Annotated in this window: 22 protein-coding genes and 1 tRNA gene; 14 read left to right on the top strand and 9 right to left on the bottom strand. The window is 67.9% G+C overall.

What is annotated here, in order from left to right:
* Positions 1-67 precede the first annotated feature (67 nt).
* Both AC1RKE_RS03200 and AC1RKE_RS03195 read right to left on the bottom strand, forming a co-directional pair.
* Positions 68-301 (bottom strand): hypothetical protein, encoded by a 234-nt coding sequence (locus AC1RKE_RS03200; RefSeq protein ID WP_348685347.1) that lies wholly within the window; start codon positions 299-301, stop codon positions 68-70.
* 53 nt (positions 302-354) lie between these two features.
* Positions 355-1,590 carry a PQQ-dependent sugar dehydrogenase gene (locus AC1RKE_RS03195; RefSeq protein WP_395942125.1) on the bottom strand — a complete coding sequence of 412 codons (1,236 nt, stop codon included), beginning with the start codon at positions 1,588-1,590 and terminating at the stop codon, positions 355-357.
* A gap of 191 nt (positions 1,591-1,781) precedes the next feature.
* Here AC1RKE_RS03195 and AC1RKE_RS03190 point away from each other — a divergent pair.
* Both AC1RKE_RS03190 and AC1RKE_RS03185 read left to right on the top strand, forming a co-directional pair.
* Positions 1,782-1,858: transfer RNA gene (locus AC1RKE_RS03190), tRNA-Met, on the top strand.
* Between the two features lie 98 nt (positions 1,859-1,956).
* Entirely contained in the window at positions 1,957-2,265 is a 309-nt protein-coding gene (locus AC1RKE_RS03185; RefSeq protein ID WP_348685027.1) for a hypothetical protein, read from the top strand.
* A gap of 13 nt (positions 2,266-2,278) precedes the next feature.
* On the opposite strand, the gene AC1RKE_RS03180 is transcribed toward AC1RKE_RS03185, so the two are convergent.
* Positions 2,279-2,926 (bottom strand): redoxin domain-containing protein, encoded by a 648-nt coding sequence (locus AC1RKE_RS03180; RefSeq protein ID WP_348685025.1) that lies wholly within the window; start codon positions 2,924-2,926, stop codon positions 2,279-2,281.
* Here AC1RKE_RS03180 and argH point away from each other — a divergent pair.
* The 5 genes from argH (at position 2,925) to AC1RKE_RS03155 (ending at position 7,654) form a co-directional block, all read left to right on the top strand.
* Complete coding sequence (gene argH / locus AC1RKE_RS03175) at positions 2,925-4,361, top strand: argininosuccinate lyase (protein ID WP_395942124.1); 1,437 nt, start codon at positions 2,925-2,927, stop codon at positions 4,359-4,361. The two genes, AC1RKE_RS03180 and argH, sit on opposite strands and share 2 nt — an antisense overlap.
* Positions 4,358-4,588: a hypothetical protein gene (locus tag AC1RKE_RS03170; protein ID WP_201463248.1), complete on the top strand. Its 231-nt coding sequence runs from the start codon at positions 4,358-4,360 to the stop codon at positions 4,586-4,588. The genes argH and AC1RKE_RS03170 overlap by 4 nt, the downstream gene beginning before the upstream one ends.
* A 6-nt stretch (positions 4,589-4,594) precedes the next feature.
* Positions 4,595-5,869 (top strand): diaminopimelate decarboxylase, encoded by a 1,275-nt coding sequence (lysA, locus tag AC1RKE_RS03165; RefSeq protein ID WP_492896387.1) that lies wholly within the window; start codon positions 4,595-4,597, stop codon positions 5,867-5,869.
* A 49-nt stretch (positions 5,870-5,918) separates the two neighbouring features.
* On the top strand, positions 5,919-6,575 hold the full coding sequence (locus AC1RKE_RS03160) for a hypothetical protein (RefSeq protein WP_182713999.1): 657 nt from the start codon (positions 5,919-5,921) through the stop codon (positions 6,573-6,575).
* 80 nt (positions 6,576-6,655) lie between these two features.
* The gene (locus AC1RKE_RS03155) at positions 6,656-7,654 is read left to right on the top strand and encodes a cation diffusion facilitator family transporter (RefSeq protein ID WP_348684079.1); all 999 of its coding nucleotides are present in this window, start codon (positions 6,656-6,658) and stop codon (positions 7,652-7,654) included.
* A 10-nt stretch (positions 7,655-7,664) separates the two neighbouring features.
* Here AC1RKE_RS03155 and AC1RKE_RS03150 read toward each other — a convergent pair whose 3' ends face one another.
* Complete coding sequence (locus AC1RKE_RS03150; RefSeq protein WP_054764079.1) at positions 7,665-8,522, bottom strand: glutamate racemase; 858 nt, start codon at positions 8,520-8,522, stop codon at positions 7,665-7,667.
* 128 nt (positions 8,523-8,650) lie between these two features.
* Between AC1RKE_RS03150 and AC1RKE_RS03145 the strand changes: the two genes are divergently transcribed.
* The gene (locus tag AC1RKE_RS03145; protein ID WP_348684081.1) at positions 8,651-10,834 is read left to right on the top strand and encodes a M3 family metallopeptidase; all 2,184 of its coding nucleotides are present in this window, start codon (positions 8,651-8,653) and stop codon (positions 10,832-10,834) included.
* 129 nt (positions 10,835-10,963) lie between these two features.
* Complete coding sequence (locus AC1RKE_RS03140; RefSeq protein WP_348684082.1) at positions 10,964-11,929, top strand: magnesium and cobalt transport protein CorA; 966 nt, start codon at positions 10,964-10,966, stop codon at positions 11,927-11,929.
* 46 nt (positions 11,930-11,975) lie between these two features.
* On the opposite strand, the gene AC1RKE_RS03135 is transcribed toward AC1RKE_RS03140, so the two are convergent.
* Entirely contained in the window at positions 11,976-12,308 is a 333-nt protein-coding gene (locus AC1RKE_RS03135) for a UrcA family protein (RefSeq protein ID WP_191554618.1), read from the bottom strand.
* A 138-nt stretch (positions 12,309-12,446) separates the two neighbouring features.
* Entirely contained in the window at positions 12,447-15,146 is a 2,700-nt protein-coding gene (gene ppc / locus AC1RKE_RS03130) for a phosphoenolpyruvate carboxylase (protein ID WP_348684084.1), read from the bottom strand.
* A 172-nt stretch (positions 15,147-15,318) separates the two neighbouring features.
* On the opposite strand from ppc, the gene AC1RKE_RS03125 reads away from it, so the two are divergent.
* Together AC1RKE_RS03125 and AC1RKE_RS03120 are read left to right on the top strand one after the other, a co-directional pair.
* The gene (locus AC1RKE_RS03125) at positions 15,319-16,512 is read left to right on the top strand and encodes a divergent polysaccharide deacetylase family protein (protein WP_395942127.1); all 1,194 of its coding nucleotides are present in this window, start codon (positions 15,319-15,321) and stop codon (positions 16,510-16,512) included.
* A gap of 107 nt (positions 16,513-16,619) precedes the next feature.
* Entirely contained in the window at positions 16,620-17,108 is a 489-nt protein-coding gene (locus tag AC1RKE_RS03120; protein ID WP_348683120.1) for an RNA pyrophosphohydrolase, read from the top strand.
* 46 nt (positions 17,109-17,154) lie between these two features.
* On the opposite strand, the gene AC1RKE_RS03115 is transcribed toward AC1RKE_RS03120, so the two are convergent.
* Positions 17,155-17,628, bottom strand: coding sequence for an Hsp20 family protein (locus AC1RKE_RS03115; protein WP_348683117.1), 474 nt, complete (start codon positions 17,626-17,628; stop codon positions 17,155-17,157).
* A gap of 259 nt (positions 17,629-17,887) precedes the next feature.
* Between AC1RKE_RS03115 and AC1RKE_RS03110 the strand changes: the two genes are divergently transcribed.
* From AC1RKE_RS03110 to AC1RKE_RS03100, 3 genes are all read left to right on the top strand, one after another.
* On the top strand, positions 17,888-18,688 hold the full coding sequence (locus tag AC1RKE_RS03110) for a class I SAM-dependent methyltransferase (protein WP_348683115.1): 801 nt from the start codon (positions 17,888-17,890) through the stop codon (positions 18,686-18,688).
* Between the two features lie 89 nt (positions 18,689-18,777).
* Positions 18,778-19,689, top strand: a complete 912-nt coding sequence (locus tag AC1RKE_RS03105) for a class I SAM-dependent methyltransferase (RefSeq protein ID WP_348683113.1) — start codon at positions 18,778-18,780, stop codon at positions 19,687-19,689.
* Positions 19,686-20,735 (top strand): alpha/beta fold hydrolase, encoded by a 1,050-nt coding sequence (locus AC1RKE_RS03100; protein WP_348683111.1) that lies wholly within the window; start codon positions 19,686-19,688, stop codon positions 20,733-20,735. The genes AC1RKE_RS03105 and AC1RKE_RS03100 overlap by 4 nt, the downstream gene beginning before the upstream one ends.
* 215 nt (positions 20,736-20,950) lie before the next feature.
* Here AC1RKE_RS03100 and AC1RKE_RS03095 read toward each other — a convergent pair whose 3' ends face one another.
* The gene (locus AC1RKE_RS03095; RefSeq protein WP_183218142.1) at positions 20,951-21,367 is read right to left on the bottom strand and encodes a DUF4279 domain-containing protein; all 417 of its coding nucleotides are present in this window, start codon (positions 21,365-21,367) and stop codon (positions 20,951-20,953) included.
* A 132-nt stretch (positions 21,368-21,499) separates the two neighbouring features.
* A complete protein-coding gene (locus tag AC1RKE_RS03090) occupies positions 21,500-21,856 on the bottom strand; it encodes a hypothetical protein (protein WP_287396054.1) in 357 nt (118 codons plus the stop codon).
* Positions 21,857-22,364 lie beyond the last annotated feature (508 nt).

The raw sequence follows: 22,364 nt of genomic DNA, 5'->3' as shown, positions 1-22,364 counted from the left end.
ACCCTACGTTTACGTCAACGTCAAGTAACAAGGCGCGTGAGGCGGTTGAGGCGCGGCGCCCCAGCCCTCAGTCGCCGGGGATTCGGCTGGCCACGCCGCTGATCCGGCAGGCGTAGTCGGTCTCTGGGCGGCCGGTCTGCAGACCCGTGGTGACCAATATCCCCCGCCGGGCCGTGCAGCGCGCCTCCAGGGCGTCCAGCTCGGTCTGGTAGCGGTTTTCGACGCCGGTCGAGGTGCAGGCGGCGATAAACGGTAGGGCGACCAGGGTCGCCGCCCATATGCAGGATGTGGCGTGGCGCATGGTATTCTCCTATGGGCGAGGCCCGCAGGGGCGGGCTCACGCTTCGCTAAAGACTACTCGGCCGCAGCCAGTCGGACCAATTTTCCGTCGCTCTCGTCGGTGATCGCCCAGACGGCGCCGTCACGGCCGATCGCCACGTCGCGCACACGCTCGCCCAGGTCGGTCAGCAGCCGCTCTTCCCCGACGACGCGGTCATTTTCGATCACCAGCCGGGCGATATGCTTCTCCTTCAGGGCGGCGACCAGCAGATCGCCGTCCCAGGCCGGGAACATGGCGCCCTGGTAGAAGACCGCCCCACCCGGCGCGATGACCGGATCCCAATAATAGACGGGCTGTTCCGTGCCGGCCTTCTGGGTCGCGCCGCTGTTGATCGCGCCGCCCGCATATTCGACGCCGTAAGCCGCGTCGGGCCAGCCGTAGTTCAGGCCCGCCCTGTCCAGATTGACCTCGTCGCCGCCGCGCGTCCCGTGCTCGATGGTCCAGATCGCGCCCGTGCCGGGCTGGACGGCGATCCCCTGGACGTTGCGGTGGCCCAGGCTCCAGATCTCGGGCAGGGCGCCGGCGCGGCCGACGAAGGGATTGTCCTGGGGAACCGTGCCGTCGGCGTTGATGCGGATGGTCTTGCCCATGTGCGAGCCCAGGTCCTGGGCCTGGGGCCGCATCGGCCGGTCGGAGCGTTCACCCAGGGTGATGAACAGCTTGCCGTCCGGCGCAAAGGCCAGGGACGAGCCGAAATGTTTGTCGCCGTCATAGGCGGGCAGGGCGCGGAAGACGACCTGGACATTGTCCACCCGCGCGCCGTCGTCGGACAGCCGCCCCCGTGCGACCGAGGTGGCGTTGCCGCCCTCACGAGGCTCCGCATAGCTCCAGTAGATCAGCCGGTCCTGGGCGAAGCCGGGGCTGACGGCGACGTCCAGCAGGCCGCCTTGGCCGCGCGCATCGACAGCCGGCAGACCCTGGACCGGTTCGCCGATCTGGCCGTCGGCCGTGATGATCCTCAGCCGGCCGGGCTTTTCCGTCACCAGCCAGCGCCCGTCGGGCATCAGGGCCAGGCCCCAGGGATGCGACAGGCCCGAGGCGACCACGCTGTGGCGCATCGCCTGTTCGGTCTTCACCCCCGGCGCCCGGGTCTGGCCGGGGAAGGCGGGCTGCTGGTCGGGATTGTTGGCGGGCCGGGTCTCCAGCGGGGCGCCCGACTGGCCGGATGCGGAGGCGGTCTCTCCGTTCGCGCCGCAGGCGGCGGCGAGGACGAGCAGGGCGGTCGAGGCGGCGAGGGCGATGGGGCGCATAGGCGGCTCCGGGCGGGTTGGGGGCGTCGGTAACGAAGAAACCCCAGCGTTATCTGTCCGCTCCTGCCCCGTCTTGCGCCCTATCGCCGCACGATCTGCATCGACACGACTTGAACCGCGCGCGCGACGGCGATATAGGCACGCCTCTTTCGCGCTGGCCCAGGCCTCGCGAAGGCCCGGATGCGGGATACGACTGGGTAGCTCAGATGGTTAGAGCGGTGGATTCATAACCCACAGGTCGGCGGTTCGATCCCGCCTCCAGTCACCACCTTCCCCTTGTTCTCCGACATCGACGGTTCGGCCACAGGCGCAACCGGTACGCCCCTGCGGCGTTCACCGGCGGACAACCTTGACCGGAGAATTCGCATGACCATCCGCAAGTCGATGCTGCTGACCGTCGCCGCCGCCTTCGCCCTGGGGGCCGCCGCCTGCACCCAGGCGGAGCAGGAAAAGACCGAGGCCCATGCCGAGGCGGCCGCCGACAACACCGCCGAGGCGGCGTCCCAGGCCGGAGAAGTGATCGAATCCAGCGCCATGAAGGCGGCTCAGGCGGTCGAGAGCGGGGCCGGCAAGGTCGCCGACAAGCTGGAGGAAAACCAGGCCGAGGCCGCCGCCGAAGGTCGGCCGGGCGCCGTGGACCCCGCGACCGACCGGCGCGTGCCCGACGAAAACTGAGGCTCCCCCCGGATCAGGCGGCGGGCGCGCCCTCCGCCAGCAGGGCGTCGATCAGGGCGTGGGCCTCGGGGCTGTTCCAGTCGGCCTCGCCCGCAAAGGTCGCGCGGATGCGGCCTTCGCGATCCAGGAAGAGGGTCTGGGGCATCTTGCCCTTGCCCGGAAACTCGAACGGCAGTTGGAACCGGATGTCGCTGTAGAGCGGAAGCGGCTCGTGCACGTCGATGAAGCTCTTGGCGTCGGCCAGGGCGTCGGCGGTGGCGTCGACGTTGATCGGCAGGACGATCAGATCCTCATTGGTCTGATAAGACCGGGCCAGGGCCGCCAGGGTCGGCATTTCGGTGCGGCAGGGGGCGCACCACATGGCCCACAGATTGACCACCACCACCTTGCCCTCGAAGGCCGAGAACCGCACGGCCGTGCCGTTGCGGTCGCGGAACATATATTCGGGCGCGCGCTTCAGTTCGGACGGGGTTTCGAGCGCCGCCAGCGGCCCGACGGCGAACCGGGCCAGATCGCTTTTTGCGACGGGCGTCGTCTGGGGTTGCGCCTTCTGCCTATGATTGGCGTATAGCGACATCGCCAAGCCGCCGGCGCCGGCGAGCGTGCTTATCAGCACCAGAGCGCCGACGACCGCCCAGATCGCCTTTCTCGAGCCACTCATGACCGACGCCGCCTCCGATACCGCCCAAGCCAAGACGTCTAAGGCCCCGGCGAAGCCCGCAGGTCAAGACATGTGGGGCGGCCGCTTTTCGTCGCGGCCCGCCGAGATCATGCAGGCGATCAACGTCTCGATCGGCGTGGACCGGCGTCTGTGGCGTCAGGATTTAGCCGGCTCGCGCGCCCATTGCCGCATGCTGGCCCAGCAGGGCGTGATCCAGTCGGCGGACGCCGAGGCCATTCTGAAGGGGCTGGACGCCGTCGAGGCTGAGATTCTGAACGGAACCTTCCCCTTCCGCGACCAGTTCGAGGACATCCACATGAATGTGGAGGCCCGACTGTCCGAGCTGATCGGCGAACCCTCGGGCCGGCTGCACACCGCCCGCAGCCGCAACGACCAGGTGGCCCTGGACTTCCGCCTGTGGGTCCGCGACGCCTGCGACCGCTCGATCGCCCAGCTGAAGGCCTTGCAGGCCGCGCTTCTGGACCGGGCCGAACAGCACGCGGCCGACCTGATGCCCGGCTTCACCCATCTGCAGACCGCCCAGCCCGTGACCCTGGGCCACCATCTGATGGCCTATGTCGAAATGTTCGGCCGCGACGCGGGCCGGTTCGCCGACGCGCGGACGCGGATGAACGAAAGCCCCCTGGGCGCAGCGGCGCTCGCCGGTTCGCCCTTCCCGATCGACCGCCATATGACGGCGGCGGAACTGGGTTTCGACCGGCCGATGGCCAATTCGCTGGACGCCGTCTCGGACCGCGACTTTGCGCTGGAAAGCCTGGCCGCCGCCTCGATCACGGCGGGCCACCTGTCGCGTTTAGCCGAAGAGATCGTGGTCTGGATGACGCCGATGTTCGGCTTCGCCACCCTGCCGGACGACCTGACCACCGGTTCGTCGATCATGCCGCAGAAGCGCAATCCCGACGCCGCCGAACTGGTGCGCGCCAAGACCGGCCGGATCATGGGATCGCTGGTCGCCCTGTCCACCGTAATGAAGGGCCTGCCGCTGGCCTATTCCAAGGACATGCAGGAGGACAAGCCGCCGGTGTTCGAGGCCTTCGACGCCCTGGACCTGGCCCTGGTCGCCATGACGGCCATGGTCTCGGCCCTGCGGCCCAATACCGAACGGATGGCGGCCGCAGCCGGCGCCGGCTTTTCGACCGCGACGGACCTCGCCGACTGGCTGGTGCGCGAACTGAACCTGCCCTTCCGCAAGGCGCACCACGTCACGGGCGCGGCGGTGAAACAGGCGGAAGCCCTGGGCGTGGACCTGTCGCAACTGCCGCTGAAAGAAATGCAGAAACTCGAGCCGGGGATCACGGAAGCGGTTTACAAGGTGCTGACCGCCGAGGCTTCGTGCCGGAGCCGTCAGAGCTATGGCGGCACCGCGCCGGAACAGGTCCGCGCGCGTATCGCCGACTGGAGAGCCCGCTTATGAAGAAGACCCTGATCCTCGCGGGCCTGCTCGCCCTGTCGGTCGCCGGCTGCGGTCGTATGGCCGATCTGGAATCGCCCAGGCGCGAGACCGAGCGAGCGCCCCGCAGCAGCCGCGCCCCCAGCCTGCCCGAGCCGGCGACCATCAACCGGCCGTCCAGCAGCGTGCCGATCGACGGCGGCCCCTCCAATCCCTTCGGCGCCAATCCCGCCGCCAACGACCCCCGCTAGGCCGCCTTGCACCATTTCGATCTCAAGAACGGCGCCTTGCACGCCGAGGGCGCGCCGCTGGAGCTGATCGCCGACGAGGTGGGCACGCCCGTCTATGTCTATTCGACCGCGACGCTGAAGCGGCACTACGGCCTGCTGCGCGCCGCCGCCGACGCGCACCGCGACGCCTTGGGCGAGGCCCTGATCGCCTTTGCGGTCAAGGCCAACTCCAACCTTTCGGTCCTGGCGACCCTGGCCCGGCTGGGATCAGGCGCCGATACGGTTTCGGAAGGGGAGATCCGGCGGGCCCTGGCCGCCGGCGTTCCGGCCGACAAGATCATCTTCTCCGGCGTCGGCAAGACCGACATGGAGATCGCCTTCGCCATCAGCGTCGGCGTGCGCCAGATCAATATCGAATCCGGGGCCGAGCTGGACCGGCTGATCGCGGTCGCCGCCTTGATGCAGGCCGCCCCGGCCGTCGCCGTGCGGGTCAATCCGAATGTCGGGGCCGGCGGCCACGCCAAGATCACGACGGGCGGCAAGGGCGACAAGTTCGGCGTGCCGGTCGAGGAGGCGATGGCGCTCTACGCCCGCGCCTCGGCCTCGCCCCACGCCACGCCCGTGGGCCTGGCCTGTCATATCGGCAGCCAGATCACCGACCTGGCGCCGCTGGAGGCGGCCTTCACGATCCTGGCCGACATGACCCGCGAGCTGAGACGCCAGGGCCACGCCGTGACCCGGCTCGACCTGGGCGGCGGCCTGGGCGTGCCCTACGCCGGGGGAACTGAACCGCCGTCTCCGGCCGACTATGTCGCCATGGCGGCCCGCGTCCTGGCGGGGCTGGAGGTCGAGGCGGCCTTCGAGCCCGGCCGTCTTCTGGCCGCCAACGCCGGGGTGCTGCTGAGCCAGGTGATCCAGGTCAATGAACGCTCGGACGGCCGCCGCTTCCTGGTGCTGGATGCGGCGATGAACGATCTGATGCGTCCGGCCCTGTATGACGCCTATCACGACATCCGCCCGGTCAATCCCCGGCCCGGCGCGGCGCGGCCCTATGATGTGGTCGGCCCCGTGTGCGAGACCGGCGACACCTTCGCCCGCGAGCGGCTCCTGCCGCCGCTGGAGCCCGAGGATCTGGTGGTCTTCACCGGCGCCGGCGCCTATGGGGCCGTCATGGCCAGCGAGTACAATAGCCGGCCCCTGGTCCCCGAGGTTCTGGTGGACGGCGAACAGTGGGCCGTGATCCGCCCCCGCCCCACCTATGAGGAGATGCTGGACCGCGAGCCTTTCGCGGACTGGCTGTAGGGGCGATTTGGGCTCGACTGTTATAAAGTAACAAGCTATAGGGCCGGTCATGTCCCCGCCGTCCGACCCGCCTGTCCTGCTGTCTCTCCTGGGAGGCGGCTTCGTCGCGGCCTTCCTGCATGCGGCCCTCCCGACCCACTGGCTGCCCTTTACCCTGGTGGGGCGGGCGCAGGGCTGGCGCGCGTCGCGGGTTCTGGCGGTGGTGGCCGTCGCCGGCCTGGCCCATATCGCCACCACCGCCCTGGTCGGCGGACTGATCGTGGCGGCGGGCCTGGCGCTGGAGCGCTGGGTCGAGGGACTGCTGCCGCATCTGGCCGCCGTCCTGCTGTTCCTGTTCGGCGCCTTCTATCTGGCGCGGGCCACGCTGAAACGACCGGCCGTGGCGGGCGGCCCCCCGTTGGAGATCGCCGCCCCCGCCGTATCGGACAAGGCGGCCTTCCTGGGTCTGGTGGCGATGATGGCCGTGTCCCCGGGCGAGGTCCTCTTGCCCATCTATCTGTCTTCGGCCTCGGAGGGGATGACGGCCCTGGCCCTGCTGACCCTGATCTTCGCCCTGGGCACCATCGCCGGCATGGCCGTCTTCACGGCCCTGGCCAGTGCGGGCGCCTCGATCCTGCGGCTGGAGCGATGGGCGCGCTATGAAGGCGCGGTTCTGGGCCTGGCCCTGATCGGCCTGGGGCTGCTGGTCGCGCTGCATCAGCATTGATGGGATATTACATGATAACATTCAAGGCGTTATCATGTAGCAGCTTCGCTGTTTGCGGAATTGGCGTATAGGCGAGAGCCATGACAGCCCAGCCCGGAATTCCCTCCGCCCACCACGACCATGATCACCACCATGATCATGCGCACGACGGTCATCACCACGCGCACGGGGGACGTCATCATCACCATCACGGCCACGGGCACGCCCATGGCCCCGTGGACACAGGAGACTGGCGCTACGCCGTCGGCCTGGCGGTCAATCTGGCCTTTGTGGTCTGCGAATTCGCGGCCGGGCTGATCGCGGATTCCACCGCTCTCCTGGCCGACGCCGGCCATAATCTGTCGGATGTCCTGGGCCTGGCCATGGCCGGCGGGGCGGCCTGGCTGGCGCGGCGCGGGGCGCACGGGGCGGCGGGCGGACGGAGCACCTACGGTTTCGGCAAGGCGACGGTCCTGGCGGCCCTGGCCAACGCCGTGCTGCTGATCTTCGCCTGCGGCGCCATCGCCTTCGAGGCCGTGCGGCGGTTTGCGGAACCGGCGCCGGTCGGCTCGGGCGTCATCATGACGGTGGCCGCCGTCGGCTTCATCATCAATCTGGGCACGGCCCTGCTGTTCATGAAGTCCCAGCACGATCTGAACGCGCGCGGCGCCTATCTGCACATGATGGCCGACGCGGGGGTGTCTTTGGGCGTCGTCCTCGCGGGGGGCATGATTCTGCTGACCGGCTGGTCCGTGGTCGATCCGATCGTCAGCCTGGTCATCGTCGCCGTCATCCTGTGGTCGACCTGGGGCCTGCTGAAGGACTCGGTCCATCTGGCGATGGACGGGGCGCCGGACGACGTCGACATGACGGCGCTGGAACAGGGACTGTGCGCCCTGCCGGGCGTGCGCGCGGTGCACGACCTTCACGTCTGGGCCCTGTCCACGACCGAGACCGCCCTGACGGCCCACCTGGTCCACGACCGGCCGGACGGCGATACGCTTCTGCGAGAGGCCCAGGGTGTGGCGCGACGCCATGCGATCCGCCACACCACGCTCCAGCTGGAGAACGAACCCCTGCCGGACTGTCCGGGGTGTTGAGCCGCTGCGCTTAAGCCTGATCGAAGGTCAGCGGGGCGCCCCAGAAGCGGGCGATCAGGTCCGACTGAGGCCCGGCCTGGCCGGTGGTCAGGAAGTCGCGGCGGCCGCCGTCGCCCAGGGCGTATTCGGGATGGCGGGCGAAATAGCGATCCAGGGCGTCGGCCACCGCCGTCGGCTGTTCGATCAGGGCCGTCCCAGGCGGCAGGGCGGCGGCGAACAGTTCGGCGATGATCTCATAGTGGGTGCAGCCCAATATGGCCTTGTCCGGGTGGCGGCCGATGCGGCGGCGCAGCGCGTCCACGTGATCATTGACCACGACCGTCAGTTCTTCGACCGGGGCGCCCAGTTCGATCAGGCCGGCCAGGCCGGGGCAGGGTTCGCAGAAGACGGCGATGTCCTCGCGCCGTTTGTCGATCTCGATCTCGAACACGCGGCTGATGGCGGTGGCGGCGGTGCAGAAGACGCCGGTGATGTCCACCGCCTGGATCTTTTCGCCCTCCTGGGGGCGTTCGGCCTCGAAACTCCAGGGCAGGCCCGTCGCGGCCTCGATGGTGGGCACGATGATGCCCAGCACGTTCACAGGTCGGCCCAGCCGTTCGCGCAGGCCGGGGATCCAGGTCTGTTGCAGGCGACGCAGGGCGATGGCGCTGGCGGTGTTGCAGGCCAGGACCACGACCGAGGCGCCGGCCTCGAACAGCCGCTCGCACCCGGCCTTGGTCAGATCGACGATCTCCTCGCCGCCGCGCCCGCCGTAGGGGGCGTGGGCCTGGTCCGCCAGATAGACGAAGTCGCGCTGCGGGAACCGCCGCGTCAGTTCACGATGGACGGTCAGGCCGCCCACGCCGGAGTCGAAAACGCCAATAGCCATAGGCGCGCTTTAGAACAGTGCGACGATCCTTCCAACAAGATTACGGGGCTTTAACGGGTCGGACAGGTGACGATCCGCCCCGGCGCGCCTAAGTGTGACCGCGACATGACCTTTTCACGGAGCATTCCATGCACAGACGCCAGCTTCTCATCGCGGGCGGCAGCCTGATGGCCCTCTCGGCCTGCGCCTCCACCGGCTCCGGCGCCGCCCCGGCCGGCTCGGCGCCCGCCGCCATGGACCTCGCCGAAGAGGCCCGGATCGCCCGCGCCGTCCTGCCCAAGGCGACGCCGAAGGCCGAACTGCTCCAGCCCTGGACCGGCCCCTATGACGGCGTGCCGCCTTTCGACAAGGTGACCCCGGCCAAGCTGCGCGAGGCCATGCTGGAAGGCATCGAACTGCAGCGCGCCGACATCGCCGCCATCGCGAACAATCCGGAAGCCCCCACCTTCGCCAACACCATGACGGCGCTGGAGCTGGCCGGCGAGCCGCTGGACCGGGCGTCGAACATCTATGGCGTCATGACCTCCAACATCGGCGGCGAGGCCTATGACGCCGTCGACACCGAACTGTCGCCCATCCTGTCGGCCGCCTCGGACGAGATCACCTTCAACGAAAAGCTGTTCCAGCGCATCAAGACCGTCGCCGACAACGCCGACGCCCTGGGTCTCAGCCCCCAGCAGAAGCGTCTGGCCGAACGTCGCCGCGACGCCTTCATCCGCTCCGGCGCCAATCTGGACGCGGCCGGCAAGGCCGAGCTGGGCCGGATCAACACCGCCCTCTCCAACGCCTTCACCCGTTTCGGCCAGAAGGTGGTGGCTGATGAGAACAGCTGGACCCTGATCCCGAACGAAGCGGGCGTCGCCGGCCTGCCCGCCTCGAACAAGGCCGCCGCCGCCTCGGCCGCGCGCAGCCGCAATCGGCAGGGCTGGGCCATTCTGAACACCCGTTCGGCCGTGGACCCCTTCCTGACCTTCGCCGACGACCGGGCCCTGCGCGAGCAGGTCTGGAAGAAGTTCGTCAACCGCGGCGACAACGGCGACGCCAACGACACCAACGCCACCATCGCCGAGATCGTGAAGCTGCGGGACCAGCGCGCCAAGCTGTTGGGCTATCGCAACCATGCGGAACTGCGGATGCAGGACACCATGGCCAAGACTCCGGCCAATGCGCAAAATCTGATGGACCGCGTCTGGGCCCCGGCCAAGGCCCGCGTCGCCGAAGAGGTCGCCGACATGAAGGCGATCGCCGGTTTCGACATCGAACCCTGGGACTATCTCTACTTCGCCGAGAAGGTGCGTAAGGCCAAGTACGACCTGGATCAGAACCAGCTGAAGCCCTATTTCGAGCTGAACGCGGTCCGCGCCGGCTCCTTCGCCATGGCCGAGCGTCTGTACGGCTTCAAATTCACCAAACTGCCCAAGGGCTCAGTTCCGACCTTCGAGCCGGACGTCGAGGTCTATGAGCTGCACGACAAGGCCACCGGCAAGCTGATCGGCCTGTATTACACTGACGACTACGCCCGTCCGGGCAAGCGTTCGGGCGCCTGGATGACCACCTATCGGTCCTTCTCGACCCTGGACGGATCCAAGGTGATCCTGGGCTCGAACAACAACAACTTCACCAAGCCCGAGCCGGGCGAGCCGGTGCTGATCTCGCTGGACGACGCCGAGACCCTGTTCCACGAGTTCGGCCACACCCTGCACTATTTCTCGTCGAACGTGACCTATCCGTCGTTCGGCAACACCCCGCGCGACTTCGTCGAATATCCGTCGCAGGTGCACGAGCACTGGGTGCTGAGCCGGCCGATCCTGGACGGCTATCTGAAACACTATCAGACGGGCGAAGCCATGCCCCAGGCCCTGGTCGACAAGATCCAGGCCTCATCGACTTTCAACCAGGGCTATGCGACCGTCAGCTATCTGTCCTCGGCCATCGTCGACATGGACCTGCACACCCAAGCCGTGCCGCCGACCGACATCGACGCCTTCGAAAAGGCCAGCCTGACGCGGATCGGCATGCCCAAGGAGATCGTGATGCGGCACCGCCTGCCGCAGTTCAATCACCTGTTCACGTCCGACGCCTATTCGGCCGGCTACTATAGCTACCTGTGGTCCGAGACGATGGACGCTGACACCTGGGCCTATTTCGAGGAGTCGGGCGACGTCTTCAATCCGGACATCGCCGGCCGCTTCAAGTCGATCATGCTGGCGCCGGGCAACACCACCGACCGGGCCGAGGCCTACCGCGCCTTCCGCGGCCGCGACCCCGACGTGGCGGCTCTGCTGAAGGTCCGGGGCTTCCCGGTCTCCTGATCCGGGGGCCTGTTTGAGACCCCAACGGGCTGAATGACGTTTGCGGCCGGCGGAGCGATCCGCCGGCCGTTTCGTTTGCGCGCGGTCTGGCCTAAGTCGGGAGGACTGCCGAAGAAAGAAGAAGCGCCCATGCCCGTCGTCGCCTCCTACGTCTATCGCGACGGTCAGAGGGAGCGCGCCGCGCCTCTGACCCGCGAAGGACTGACCCTGCAGCCCGGCGAGTTCGTCTGGATCGGCCTGCACGACCCGACCGACGCCGAGTTCGAGGTTCTGGTCCGGCGCTTCAACCTGCACCCCCTGGCGGTCGAGGACGCCCTGTCGGCCCATCAGATGCCCAAGGTCGAGGTCTATGGGCGCGAGCTGTTCGTGGTCGCCCGGACGGCGGAAAAGATCGAGGACCATATCCAGTACGGCGAAACCCACGTCTTTGTGGGGGATGACCACGTCATCAGCATCCGTCACGGCTCAAACCGCGCCCACACGGCCCTGCGGACCCAGCTGGAGGCCTCGCCGGCCCAGCTGCGGGCCGGCCCGGACTTTGTGCTGCACGGCGTGCTCGACTTCATCGTCGACGCCTATGTGCCCATCGTCGATCATTCCGAGGACGCCGTGCTGGAGATCGAGCAGAGGGCGTTGGAGGCGTTTCTGTCGCGCAACGAAATCCGCCGCCTGTTCACCCTGCGCCGCGAACTGCTGAAGTTTCGCCGCATCCTGGGGCCGATGGAGGAGGTGGCGGGCAAGCTCCAGTCTCTGGACCTGCCCTGTATCGACCCCGACGTCCGACCCTATTTCCGCGACGTCGGCGACCATGTCCGGCGGGTCAACAGCCGCTTGAACGGCCTGACCGAAATCCTGTCGTCCGTCTTTGAAGTCGCCAATCTGCTGGAACAGCAGAGGCAGGGGGTCATCACCCGCAAGCTCGCCTCCTGGGCGGCGCTGCTGGCCGTGCCCACCGCCATCGCCGGCATCTACGGCATGAATTTCGAACACATGCCGGAACTGCACTGGCGCTACGGCTATCCGGCCGTCATGGCGGTGATCGCCGGGGTCTGCCTCGGCCTCTACCTCGCCTTCAAGCGGACCAGATGGCTGTGATGCAGAGCGCCGGCGAGGGACGCAGCGCCCCTCGCCGGTTCGCCGTTCAGCCTTCGTCGGACGCGGTCGCGGCGCGAACGACGGGACGGGCGTCCCGCGAGGCGCGGACATATTCGACGCGGCGGACGCGCGGCAGCTGGCGCAGAGCCTCGGCCCGCACAGCCGCGCGGCAGACGCCCCGATTGGTGATTCGGGTCGAGGTGAAGACGAGGTCGCGGCACAGACGCTCGGCCGCCTGATCGAGGCGGGCGTCGAAGGCGGCGGCGCCGGCGGTCGAGGCCAGGTCCAGATCGCCAACGGGGATACGGGCTTCCTGAGCCAGGGCGGAGGAGGCGGACAGGACGGCGACGGCGAAGAGAACGGGGGAGAGAACCTTCATCGTTTTAGCTCCTAGGGAACGATAATCGCCCAAAACGGCGATGAAGGCGCAATACCTTTCTTCTGTAACGCCGTAATGAGACTTGCGGCGCCGATCTGTGACGGTTGAATTAAATCGGATTTAGGGTGGCGGCGGAAATCAGCCGCTGTTCCTCAGACCCGCAGCCACGCCGTTGATGGCCAGCAATATGCCTTCGCGGACGCGGGGGTCTCCGTCGCCGGCGCGGCGGCGGCGGATCAGCTCGATCTGCACATGGTTCAGCGGCTCGACATAGGGCATCCGCAGGCGGATCAGACGGTCCAGTTCCGGCTGGCCGCCCAGCAGCTTGTCATGGCCGGTGATGGCCAGGATGGCGTCGTGCGTCCTCTGCCATTCGTCGCGGATTTCGCCGTAGATGCGGGCGGCCAGACCCGCGTCGCTGACCAGGGTGGCGTAGCGGCGGGCGATGGTCATGTCCGACTTGGCCATGACCATCTCCATGTTCTGAACCAAGGTCTTGAAGAAGGGCCAGGCCTCGGCCATCGCCTTCAGCTCGTCCATGTCGCAGCCCTGGACCGCCGAGCCGAAGCCGAACCAGCCGGGCAGCATGACCCGGCTCTGGGACCAGCTGAACACCCACGGAATGGCGCGCAGATCCTCGATCCGGGTCGAGGCGGTCCGCGACGACGGGCGCGAGCCGATCTTCAGATCGGCGATCTCGGCGATGGGGGTGGCGGCGCGGTAATAGTCGACGAAGCCCTGGGTCTCATAGACCAGCTTGCGATAGGCGGCCATCGACCGGGCCGACAGGTCCGACAGGGTGGCGCCGTGTTCGGCGGTGAAGGCCTGGTCCCGTCCCTGGCCCAGGGAGGCCAGCACGGCGCCGCAGGTCAGGGCGTCCAGATTGCGCAGGGCGATCTCCGGCTCGCCGTATTTGTTGGCGATGACCTCGCCCTGTTCGGTGGTGCGGATGCGTCCCTGGACCGTGCCCTCCGGCTGGGCCAGGACCCCAGCGAAGGCCGAGCCGCCGCCGCGTCCGACCGTGCCGCCGCGCCCGTGGAACAGCTGCAGCTTCAGACCGGCGGCTTGGGTGACCTCGACCAGGGCGCGCGACGCCTCGTGCAGCTCCCAGCCCGAAGTCAGATAGGAGCCGTCCTTGTTGGAGTCGGAATAGCCGATCATCACCTCCTGCACCCCGCGCGCCTTGGCCACGGCGAGGGCGGAGGGCTCCTTCAGCAGCCGCTCCAGGGTGGGGCGAGAGGCGCGCAGGTCTTCGATGGTCTCGAACAGGGGGGCGGCCTGAACCGGACAGGCGGCCGGGTCTTCGGGGCGGTAAAGCCCGACCTCCTTCAGCAGCAGATAGACCTCCAACAGATCCGAGGCCGCGTCGGTTTTGGAGACGATATGGGTGCGGATCGCCTGGGGCCCGAAGGCGGCCAGGGCTGCGGCGGCGGCCTGGAGGATGCCCCGCTCCTTCAGGGTCTCGGCGGCGTAGTCGGCATAGGGGCTGAACAGCAGGCGGGGCGAGGTCAGTTCGGCCGCCAGGACGGCGAGCCGCCCCTCTTCGTCCAGGGCGGAATAGTCGTCGCAGACCCCGGCCGTCTTCAGCAGGTCGGCGACGACCCGCTCATGGACGTCCGAGTTCTGGCGCAGGTCCAGGGTCGCCATGTGGAAGCCGAAGATTTCGACCGCCGTGATCAGATCGTTCAGCCGGTCGTCGGCGAACACCCCTCCGTGGTGCGAGACCAGGCTGTCGCGCAGGATTCGCAGATCGGCCTCGAAGGCGTCGGGGCCGGGATAGGCCTCGGCCGAGACGGCCGCGCGGCGCGGGGGCAGGGCGCCGCCCCGCGCCTCATAGGTGGCGGCCAGACGCGCATAGACCCCGGTCAGGGCGCGGCGATAGGGCTCGTCCGCCCGGTGCGGCGACGGGTCTTGGGCGGCGTCGGCCAGGGCCGCCAGTTCCGGAGAGACCTCGGCCAATTCCGCCGCCAGGCTGAGCTCGGCGCCGAGGGCGTGGACCTCTTCCAGATAGAAGCCCAAGACCGCCCGCGCCTGGGTGCGGAAGGCGGCGCTCAGCACCGCGCCGTCCACGTTCGGATTGCCGTCCCGGTCGCCCCCGACCCAGGTGCCCACCCGCAGGAAGGGCTGAAGCTGGGGCGCGTCCAGCAGACGACGCCAGGCCGACAGCTGTTTGGGCGCGACCCGCAGGAAGATGCGGTCCAGGAAGGAGACGACGGTGTCGATCTCGTCCTGCACCACCAGACCCTGGGTGCGCACCAGGCGGGTGGCCCACAGGATGACGATCTGGCGGCGCAGGGGTTCGTTGATCTGGGCCGTCGAACAGGCGTCGCCGGCCTTGTCGCAGGAATCCAGCAGATCGGAGATGGCGGTGATCCGGTCGATGACGCTCTTGCGCCGCACCTCGGACGGGTGGGCGGTCAGGACCGGCGAGATCAGGGCCTCGTCCAACAGGGCGCGCACCGCCGCCTTGTCGATCTTCTGATCGGCCAGCCGCAGCAAGGCGCCCTCGGGCGTGTCGGGACGCGCGCCGGCCTCGGCCTGGTGCTGGGCGCGTCGGCGGGTGGCCCGGTCCTCGGCGATGTTGGCGAGCAGGGAAAAGAGGGCGAAACCGTGCGCCAGACCCGCCGCCTGATCCACGCTCATGGCGGTCAGCAGCTTCTCCAGCCGCTTGGCCGGATGGGAGGCGGGGTCGCGGTGATAGGCGACGGACGCCTGGCGCACGGCCTCGACGTGTTCGAACAGGGCCTCTCCGCCTTCGGCGCGAATGACCTCGCCCAGAAGCCCGCCCAGCAGTCGGACTTCTTCGCGCAGGGCGTCGTCGGCGGCAGGGCTCATCATCGGCGAATATCCTCGGTCGGCGTGGGGAGAAGCCCATCTGAGGGGCCGCAAACACGCCCGTCAACGCACGATCCGTGACAGCCGCCCTCAGCTCCAATCGTGGTGAACGCCCGTTAGGATTTCTTAACTGAGCGCATGGCAGCATGGGGGTGAAGGATTCCGCCCCGTGTCCATGTTCGCCAAACGCCAGTCCGCCCTCGCCGCCGCCGCCGGCGCCCCGCCGGCGCCGCGCGCCAAGCCGAGTCTGAAACCCGTCGTCGCCGTGCTGAAGAAGCCGCCGGTGGTCGCGGCCCTGGCCGGCGTCTTCCTGCTGACCTCGACCGCCCTCTTCTTGACCGTCCTGGGCGACCCGCGCGCCGGCACGCCTTCGGCCCGCATCGCCCTGGACCGGGCGCCGGCCGCGCCGGACGCCCCAGCCCCGACCGGATTCGAAGCCTTCTCCATGGGAGCCATGGGCCTTTATCAGGATTTGACGGGAAGCGGCGATCCGTCGGGCGCGGCGGGCGGCGAGGCCTTGATCACCCTGCCGGACGGCGCTTCCGTCGCGGGCGGCGCCAGCTACAGCGCCCCGGTCCAGCCGGCCTCGCCCCTGCCCAAGGCGCCGATCGCCGGCCTGTCCCAGCCCGGCCCCAGCGGCCCCCTGCCGATGATCGCCCCCGACGGCCGCGTCCCGGCCCAGGCCTATGCCCGGCCCTTCCGCTCGAACGGCAAGCCGCGCGTGGCCCTGATCGTCGGCGGCCTGGGGCTGAACGCCGTCACCACCCGCGCCGCCATCGAACGCCTGCCGGCCGAGGTGACCCTCAGCTTCGTGCCCTATGCCGACAATCTCCAGTCCTGGATCGACCAGGCAAGGGCCCAGGGCCATGAGGTCATGCTGGAAATGCCGATGGAGCCGACCGGCTATCCCGACAACGACCCCGGCCCCTATACGCTTTTGGCCAACGGCACGCCCGACGACGTCGAGGCCAAGCTGGACTGGCTGCTGGGTCGCGCCACAGGCTATTTCGGCGTGACCAACTATCTGGGCGACCGGTTCGCCGGTTCGGACGCGGGCATGAGCGCCTTCCTGACGATTCTGCGCCAGAAGGGTCTCGCCTTTCTGGACGACGGCTCCTTCCAGCGCCGGCCCGGCGCCTGGGCCCGCGCCAGCGCCGACAAGGTGATCGACCAGACCCAGTCGCCCGCCGCCATCATCGGCGCCCTGAACAGTCTGGAGGCCCAGGCCAAGCTGCGCGGCTCGGCCATGGGGACCGGCTTCGCCTATCCGGTCACGGTCGAGGCCGCCGCCCGCTGGACCGCCGGCCTGGAGCAGCGCGGCCTGCAACTGGCGCCGGCGTCTGCGATGACGCTTCGGCCGGGGCGCTAGGAAGTGGCGAGTGGCGAGTGGCGAGTGGCGAGTAAGGACGCTCGCCGTCCGAGCGCACAGGTGCGTTCGTTCTTCCTCGCCAATCGCCACCCGCCACTCGCCACTCGATGACCGACCTCACCCTCTACCGCCCCAATGTCGGTGTCGTGCTGTTCAACGCCGACGGCCAGGTCTGGTACGGCCGGCGACACGCGACGCCGGGACCGCATAACTGGCAGTTTCCGCAGGGCGGGGTGGATGACGGCGAGGATCTGACGGCGGCCGCACTGCGCGAGTTGAAGGAAGAGACCGGCGTGACCTCGGTGGAGTTCCTCGCCCGGACCGACGACTGGATCCTGTACGACTTCCCACCGGAGGCGATGAACAATCCCAAGGCCTGGCGCGGCTTCAAGGGGCAGCGCCAGCAGTGGTTCGCCTTCCGCTTCACCGGCAAGGACAGCGAGATCGACCTGCAGGCCGACGAGGAGATCGAGTTCGACGCCTGGCGCTGGGGCGACCTGTCGGAGGCCTGCGACCTTATCGTGCCGTTCAAACGTCCGGCCTATGAACAGGTGGTCGCCGCCTTCGCCCATCTGGCGGGCCGAAAGCCGGCATAGAAAAAGGGCGGCGAAACCGCCGCCCTTTCCAGTTCTGTCGGACCGATCAGGCCGCCTTGGCCTTGTCCGTCTTGCCCTCGATCAGGGGCTTGGCGCCGCCGATCTCGATCCGGCGGGGCTTCAGCGCCTCGGGCAGTTCGCGCTTCAGCGAGATCGACAGAAGGCCGTTGACCAGATTGGCCTCGGTCACGACCACATAGTCGGCCAGCTGGAAGCGACGTTCGAAGTCCCGCTCGGCCAGGCCGCGGTGCAGATAGGTCTTCTGCGCCTCGGCGTCGTCATTGGCGGTCTTGCGCCCGGTCACGGTCAGGAGATTTTCCTTCACCTCGATGTTCAGCTCGTCGGGCGCGAAGCCGGCGACGGCGATCTCGATGCGATAGGCGTTCTCGCCCGTGGTCTCGATATTATAGGGGGGATAGCCGCTGTCCTGGCTGGTCCGCGCGGCGGTTTCCAGCAGGTTGGCCAGGCGGTCGAAACCGACGGCCGAACGGTACAGCGGGGTGAAATCATAGGTACGCATCAGCATCCTCCTGAGGATCAGCAAGGTTGAGCCGCCCGGCGATTTGCCCGGACGGTGGGAGTTCAGACCGACGACCCGAAACCGGCCTCGTCCGTCCGGAGAGCCCGACATCGGCGCTCTCGGAAACAAAGATGGGAGGCGCAGATCGGCCGTCAAGGGGCGCCCAGGCTGCGACCGAATGTCGGTGTCTCGGGATCGTCATTTGCGCCTGTCCTCAGGTCTCTTAAGGAAGGTGACCCGCACCAGGAGCCCGCCCCCCATGCGCCTTCATCTGCTCGGCCTCGCCGCCGTCCTCGTCGCCCTTCCCGCCGCCGCCCAAACCGTCCCAGCCCAGACGGAAGGCGCCTGGACCCCGCCGCGCTCGGCCCTGTCCAGCACCCTGCCGATCCTGGAGGAAGATAAGGCGCTTCAGGCCGCCGTCGCCGCCCCGACTCGCCCGGCCGAGGACCGCGCCCGCGACGCCGCCCGCCGTCCTTACGAATCCCTGACCTTCTGGGGGCTGCAGCCCGGCATGACGGTGGTGGAGATCGAGCCCGGCCGCGCCGGCTGGTGGCGCCATATCCTCGAACCCTACGCCTCCGCGACCGGCGGTCGCTACGTCGCCGTCAACCGCCCGCTGGAGACGATGGAGGTCGCGCCCGGTTCGGCCGACTTCATCCTGGTGGCCCGCGCCTTCCACAACTGGTCGCGCGACGGCCGCACCGAACCCTATCTGAAGGCCTTCTACGCCGCCCTGAAGCCCGGCGGCGTATTGGCGGTCGAGCAACACCGCAGCGCCGAAGGCCTGAACGTCGCCGACGTCGCCTCCACCGGCTATGTCCCCGAAAGCTATGTGATCCATGAGGCCCAGGACGCCGGCTTCGTGCTGGAGGCGCGCAGCGAGCTGAACGCCAATCCGAAGGACGACCACGACCATCCGTTCGGCGTCTGGACCCTGCCGCCGGTGCGCCAGTCCCAGGCCCGCGACGGCTCGGGGGCGCTCACCCCGGACCAGCGCGCGGCCTTCGACGCGATCGGCGAAAGCGACCGTATGACCCTGCGTTTCCGCAAACCCGAATAGTCTCTTTTGACCCGCGTCGCGAACGTGGGTAAGCCCGTTCGACCAAGGTTAGCCGGACGCGGGGGGCCGGCTTCCGAGGGGGTGTTTTGATGGTTGATCTTTCTGCGACGTCCCACGGCCTGTCCCGCCGCTTCCTGCTGACCGGCGCGACCGGTCTGGCCCTGACCGGCCTGGCCGCCTGCGGCCGCAAGAAGGAGGCCGCTCCCGAGGCGCCGCCGGCCCCGACCGGTCCGCCGGAAGGTTCGCTGGAATGGGCCGTCGCCGGCCCCTGGCGCGCCCAGGACCGGCCGCGCGACGCCTTTCGCCACCCGATGGAGACCCTGCGCTTCTTCGGTCTTCAGCCCAGTATGACGGTGGTCGAATTCTGGCCGGGCAGCGGCTGGTACACCGAAATCCTGGCCCCCTATCTGGCGCGCGGCAAGGGCAGCTATATCGCCGCCCTCTTTCCCGAGGGCCCCGCCGCCGACCCGGCCCAGACCGCGCTGAACGCCGCCTTCCAGACCCGGTTCAGTGCGGACAAGAAGCTGTACGGCGAGCCCCAGTTCACCACCTTCGGCGCGGCCTCCGGCCCCGTGGCGCCGGCCGGGACGGTGGACCTGTGCCTGTTCATGCGCACCCTGCACGGCTGGATGGCGGCGGGCATCGCCGAAAAGGCCTTCGCCGACGCCTTTGCGGCGCTCAAGCCCGGCGGGGTTCTGGGGGTGGTGCAGCACCGGCTGGCCCCGGAGGAGGACCAGGATCCGGTGGCCGCCAACGGCTATGTCCAGGAAGCCTTCGTCAAACAGCTGGCGGCCGAGGCCGGCTTCGTCTTCGTCGCGGCCTCCGAGATCAACGCCAATGAGAAGGACACCAAGGACCATCCGTTCGGTGTCGACACCCTGCCGCCGATGCGTCTGACCGCTCCCCAGGGCCAGCCCGCCGACCCGACCTTCGACCGATCCAAGTTTGAAGCGATCGGCGAAAGCGACCGTATGACCTTGAAGTTCAGGAAGCCCGAGTGAACCGCGCCCAAGCCTTCGCCGCCAACGCACCTCTTATGGGGGTTCCCGGCGCGTCCTCGCCGCCCGGCGGCAAGGGCGAATGGTATCGGGGCGCCGGCGGCATGCGGCTGCGCGCCGCCATTTGGAAGCCGTCGCACCTGACCGCGGAACAGCCGCGCGGCACCGTGGTGCTCAGCCCCGGCCGCACCGAGCCGATCGAGAAATATTTCGAGGTTATCGGCAACTTCCTGGCCCGCGGCTGGTGCGTCCTGACCCATGACTGGCGCGGCCAGGGCCTGTCGGCCCGGCTCCTGCCCGACCGGCTGAAGGGCCACGCCCGCGCGGTGGAAGAGTTTTTGGACGACTACGGCCGGCTGCTGGACGCCTTCGAGGACCAGTGCCCCAAGCCCTGGATCATGGTCGGCCATTCGATGGGCGCCTGTCTGAACCTGCTGACCCTGCAAGCCGGGGAGACCCGCTTCTCGGGCGCCGTCCTGTCCAGCCCCATGCTGCGGATCAAGACGGGCAAACGGTCGATGTGGTCGGTCAAGCTGGCCGTGCGCTGGAGCATCCGCCACGGCCATGCGGGCGACTATCTGCTGGGCGACCCGGACGATCCGTTCGACCACACCTTCGCCGAGGACGCCCTGACCTCGGACGAGACCCGCTATGAGATGTGGCGCCAGCAGCTGTACGCCTGCCCCCACCTGGCCATCGGCGGCCCCACCTACGGCTGGCTGGCCTTCGCCTTGGACGCCGGCGAGCGCGCGCTCAAGCCCAAGGCCCTCAAGACGGTCAAGATCCCCGTCTCCATCGTCCAGGCCGACGCCGACGACGTGGTCTGGAAACAGACCGCCCGCTGGGCCGCCAAACGCCTGGGCCGCGGCCGCTATGTCGAGGTCCCCGGCGCCAAGCACGAAGTCATCATGGAAGCCGACCCCATGCGCGCCGTCTTCCTCGACGAGTTCGACGCCATGGCGGAATATGTCTCCCCGCCCAAGGGGATTGCGGCCGATCCGTCGGCGCGGGTCGAGGACGTGACGGAAGAGACGCCATCGGTGGCGTGAGGGGCGCGACGCCCGCCTGTCGTCATCCTCGGGCTTGACCCGAGGATCGAACGATCCGCCGCTTGTGCGAAGGGGGCGAGCGCAGAGCCCGATCCGCGCCCGGTCCTCGGGTCAAGCCCGAGGATGACGACAGTAGAGATTTTTGCCGCTGAGGTTAGGGCAAGGTCGGACTTCGGCGCCGAGGTCCATTTCGCAAATCGACCCGTTGCGGACATTCAGTCGGGATCAGTCTGCTCGTAGATGTCGAGGTCCAACATGAGGCCGCGCTGGCCGATCATGAGCTGGGTTTCCGGCCTCAACGTCAGGCCATCGTTACCGGACGCGAGGAACACGCCGCAGAAGACGCGGCCCCGAAAGCGACCCGCGAGCGTTTGCCACGCCTCCAAGTCATCGTTCATCTTGGACAACAGAATCCCGATCTGAGCATCGAGATCGGCAGCCGGGCATCTTTCAGCCACGAGCCGCCATGATCCGGTTCTGGCGAACTTCTCAACCCCCTTCTCAGTGGTCCACGTTCCGCCTTTGGCAACGCCGACAGTCGGTTCACAGCCGAGTGCACGGGATATCTCGGACGGATCGAGATCGTCCCCGTAGAAACCTATAGATGCTACGGTAGAGTCTGGCGTTCCCATATAGGTAGCCTATCAGATCGACGTCCGCTTCCCACCCCGAACTGCGGTTCGGAAGGTCCGCTTTCAGGCCGTGGGGCGAATGTCCGGTTTTTGGCCTGACGCCAATTTCGTGGTCCGACCCATAGCGGACGTTTAGGGGCGCGTTTCTGCTTCTCGGAGCATTTGGTCGAAGACTTCCTCGGATAATTTCTTGAGGTCTTCGAACGCCGGAGCGGTTGATCGTTGATCACCGTTGCCCTCGCCGCTGATCCGGAGGCCTCGATTAGTCTTAGTAATTGTGAAGACGAATGGCGTCGCCGGGTTATCCGGAGCCGAGACCACAATCAGCGTCCGCCGGTCATCACATCCGTAGGTCAGCCACTCGGTGCCGCCGAACGAGCGTTGTATCGGCCCACTCATGCATTGCAGCGGTTTTGCAGCGGGCTTGTGATCCTGTTGAACAGGCAAAGTCAGCAGGGCAAATGCAATCACTGGCACGATTGTTGGCACGGTTCGGTCCCCCAAGTTCACATTGGATCATGTAAAGGCCGATTTCCATCCGCAGTCGAACTTCCGCTTCCGACCCTTAGGTGACGTTGGGAACGTCGGCTTTAGGGCTGACAGGGCTAGGCCAGATTTTCATCGACCCGACGAATAGGCAAAGTGACGGGATCGCTATCAAAGCTGCGAAAGCGGCCCCTGCAGCCGCCGCGACGGCGTAACCTGCCGCCACGCAAAGCAGGACTGCGATGCTACCCCAGAGAACCGGCCTTGAGCGGATCGCTCGTGGGAAGACGATGGTTACGATTAGGGCCAAGGCAACAAGCGGAAGCGAGCCTAGCCCCAAGAGCCAAATAGCCCAGATACCTTCGCTGAGGTTGCCTGTGCTCCAGGCAAAAGCACACATGCCAACCATCGCTAGAAGCCAACTCGCAAGCAGGCGTGCGACCAATGTCCATTTCAGGCTCATCCCCAAACCTTACAGGGCCTAATGTCTGCTTCCCACCCTTAGCTGAAC

The organism is Brevundimonas sp. GW822-FHT03E11 (assembly GCF_058801445.1).
This window is presented reverse-complemented; position numbering and strand designations above follow the sequence as displayed.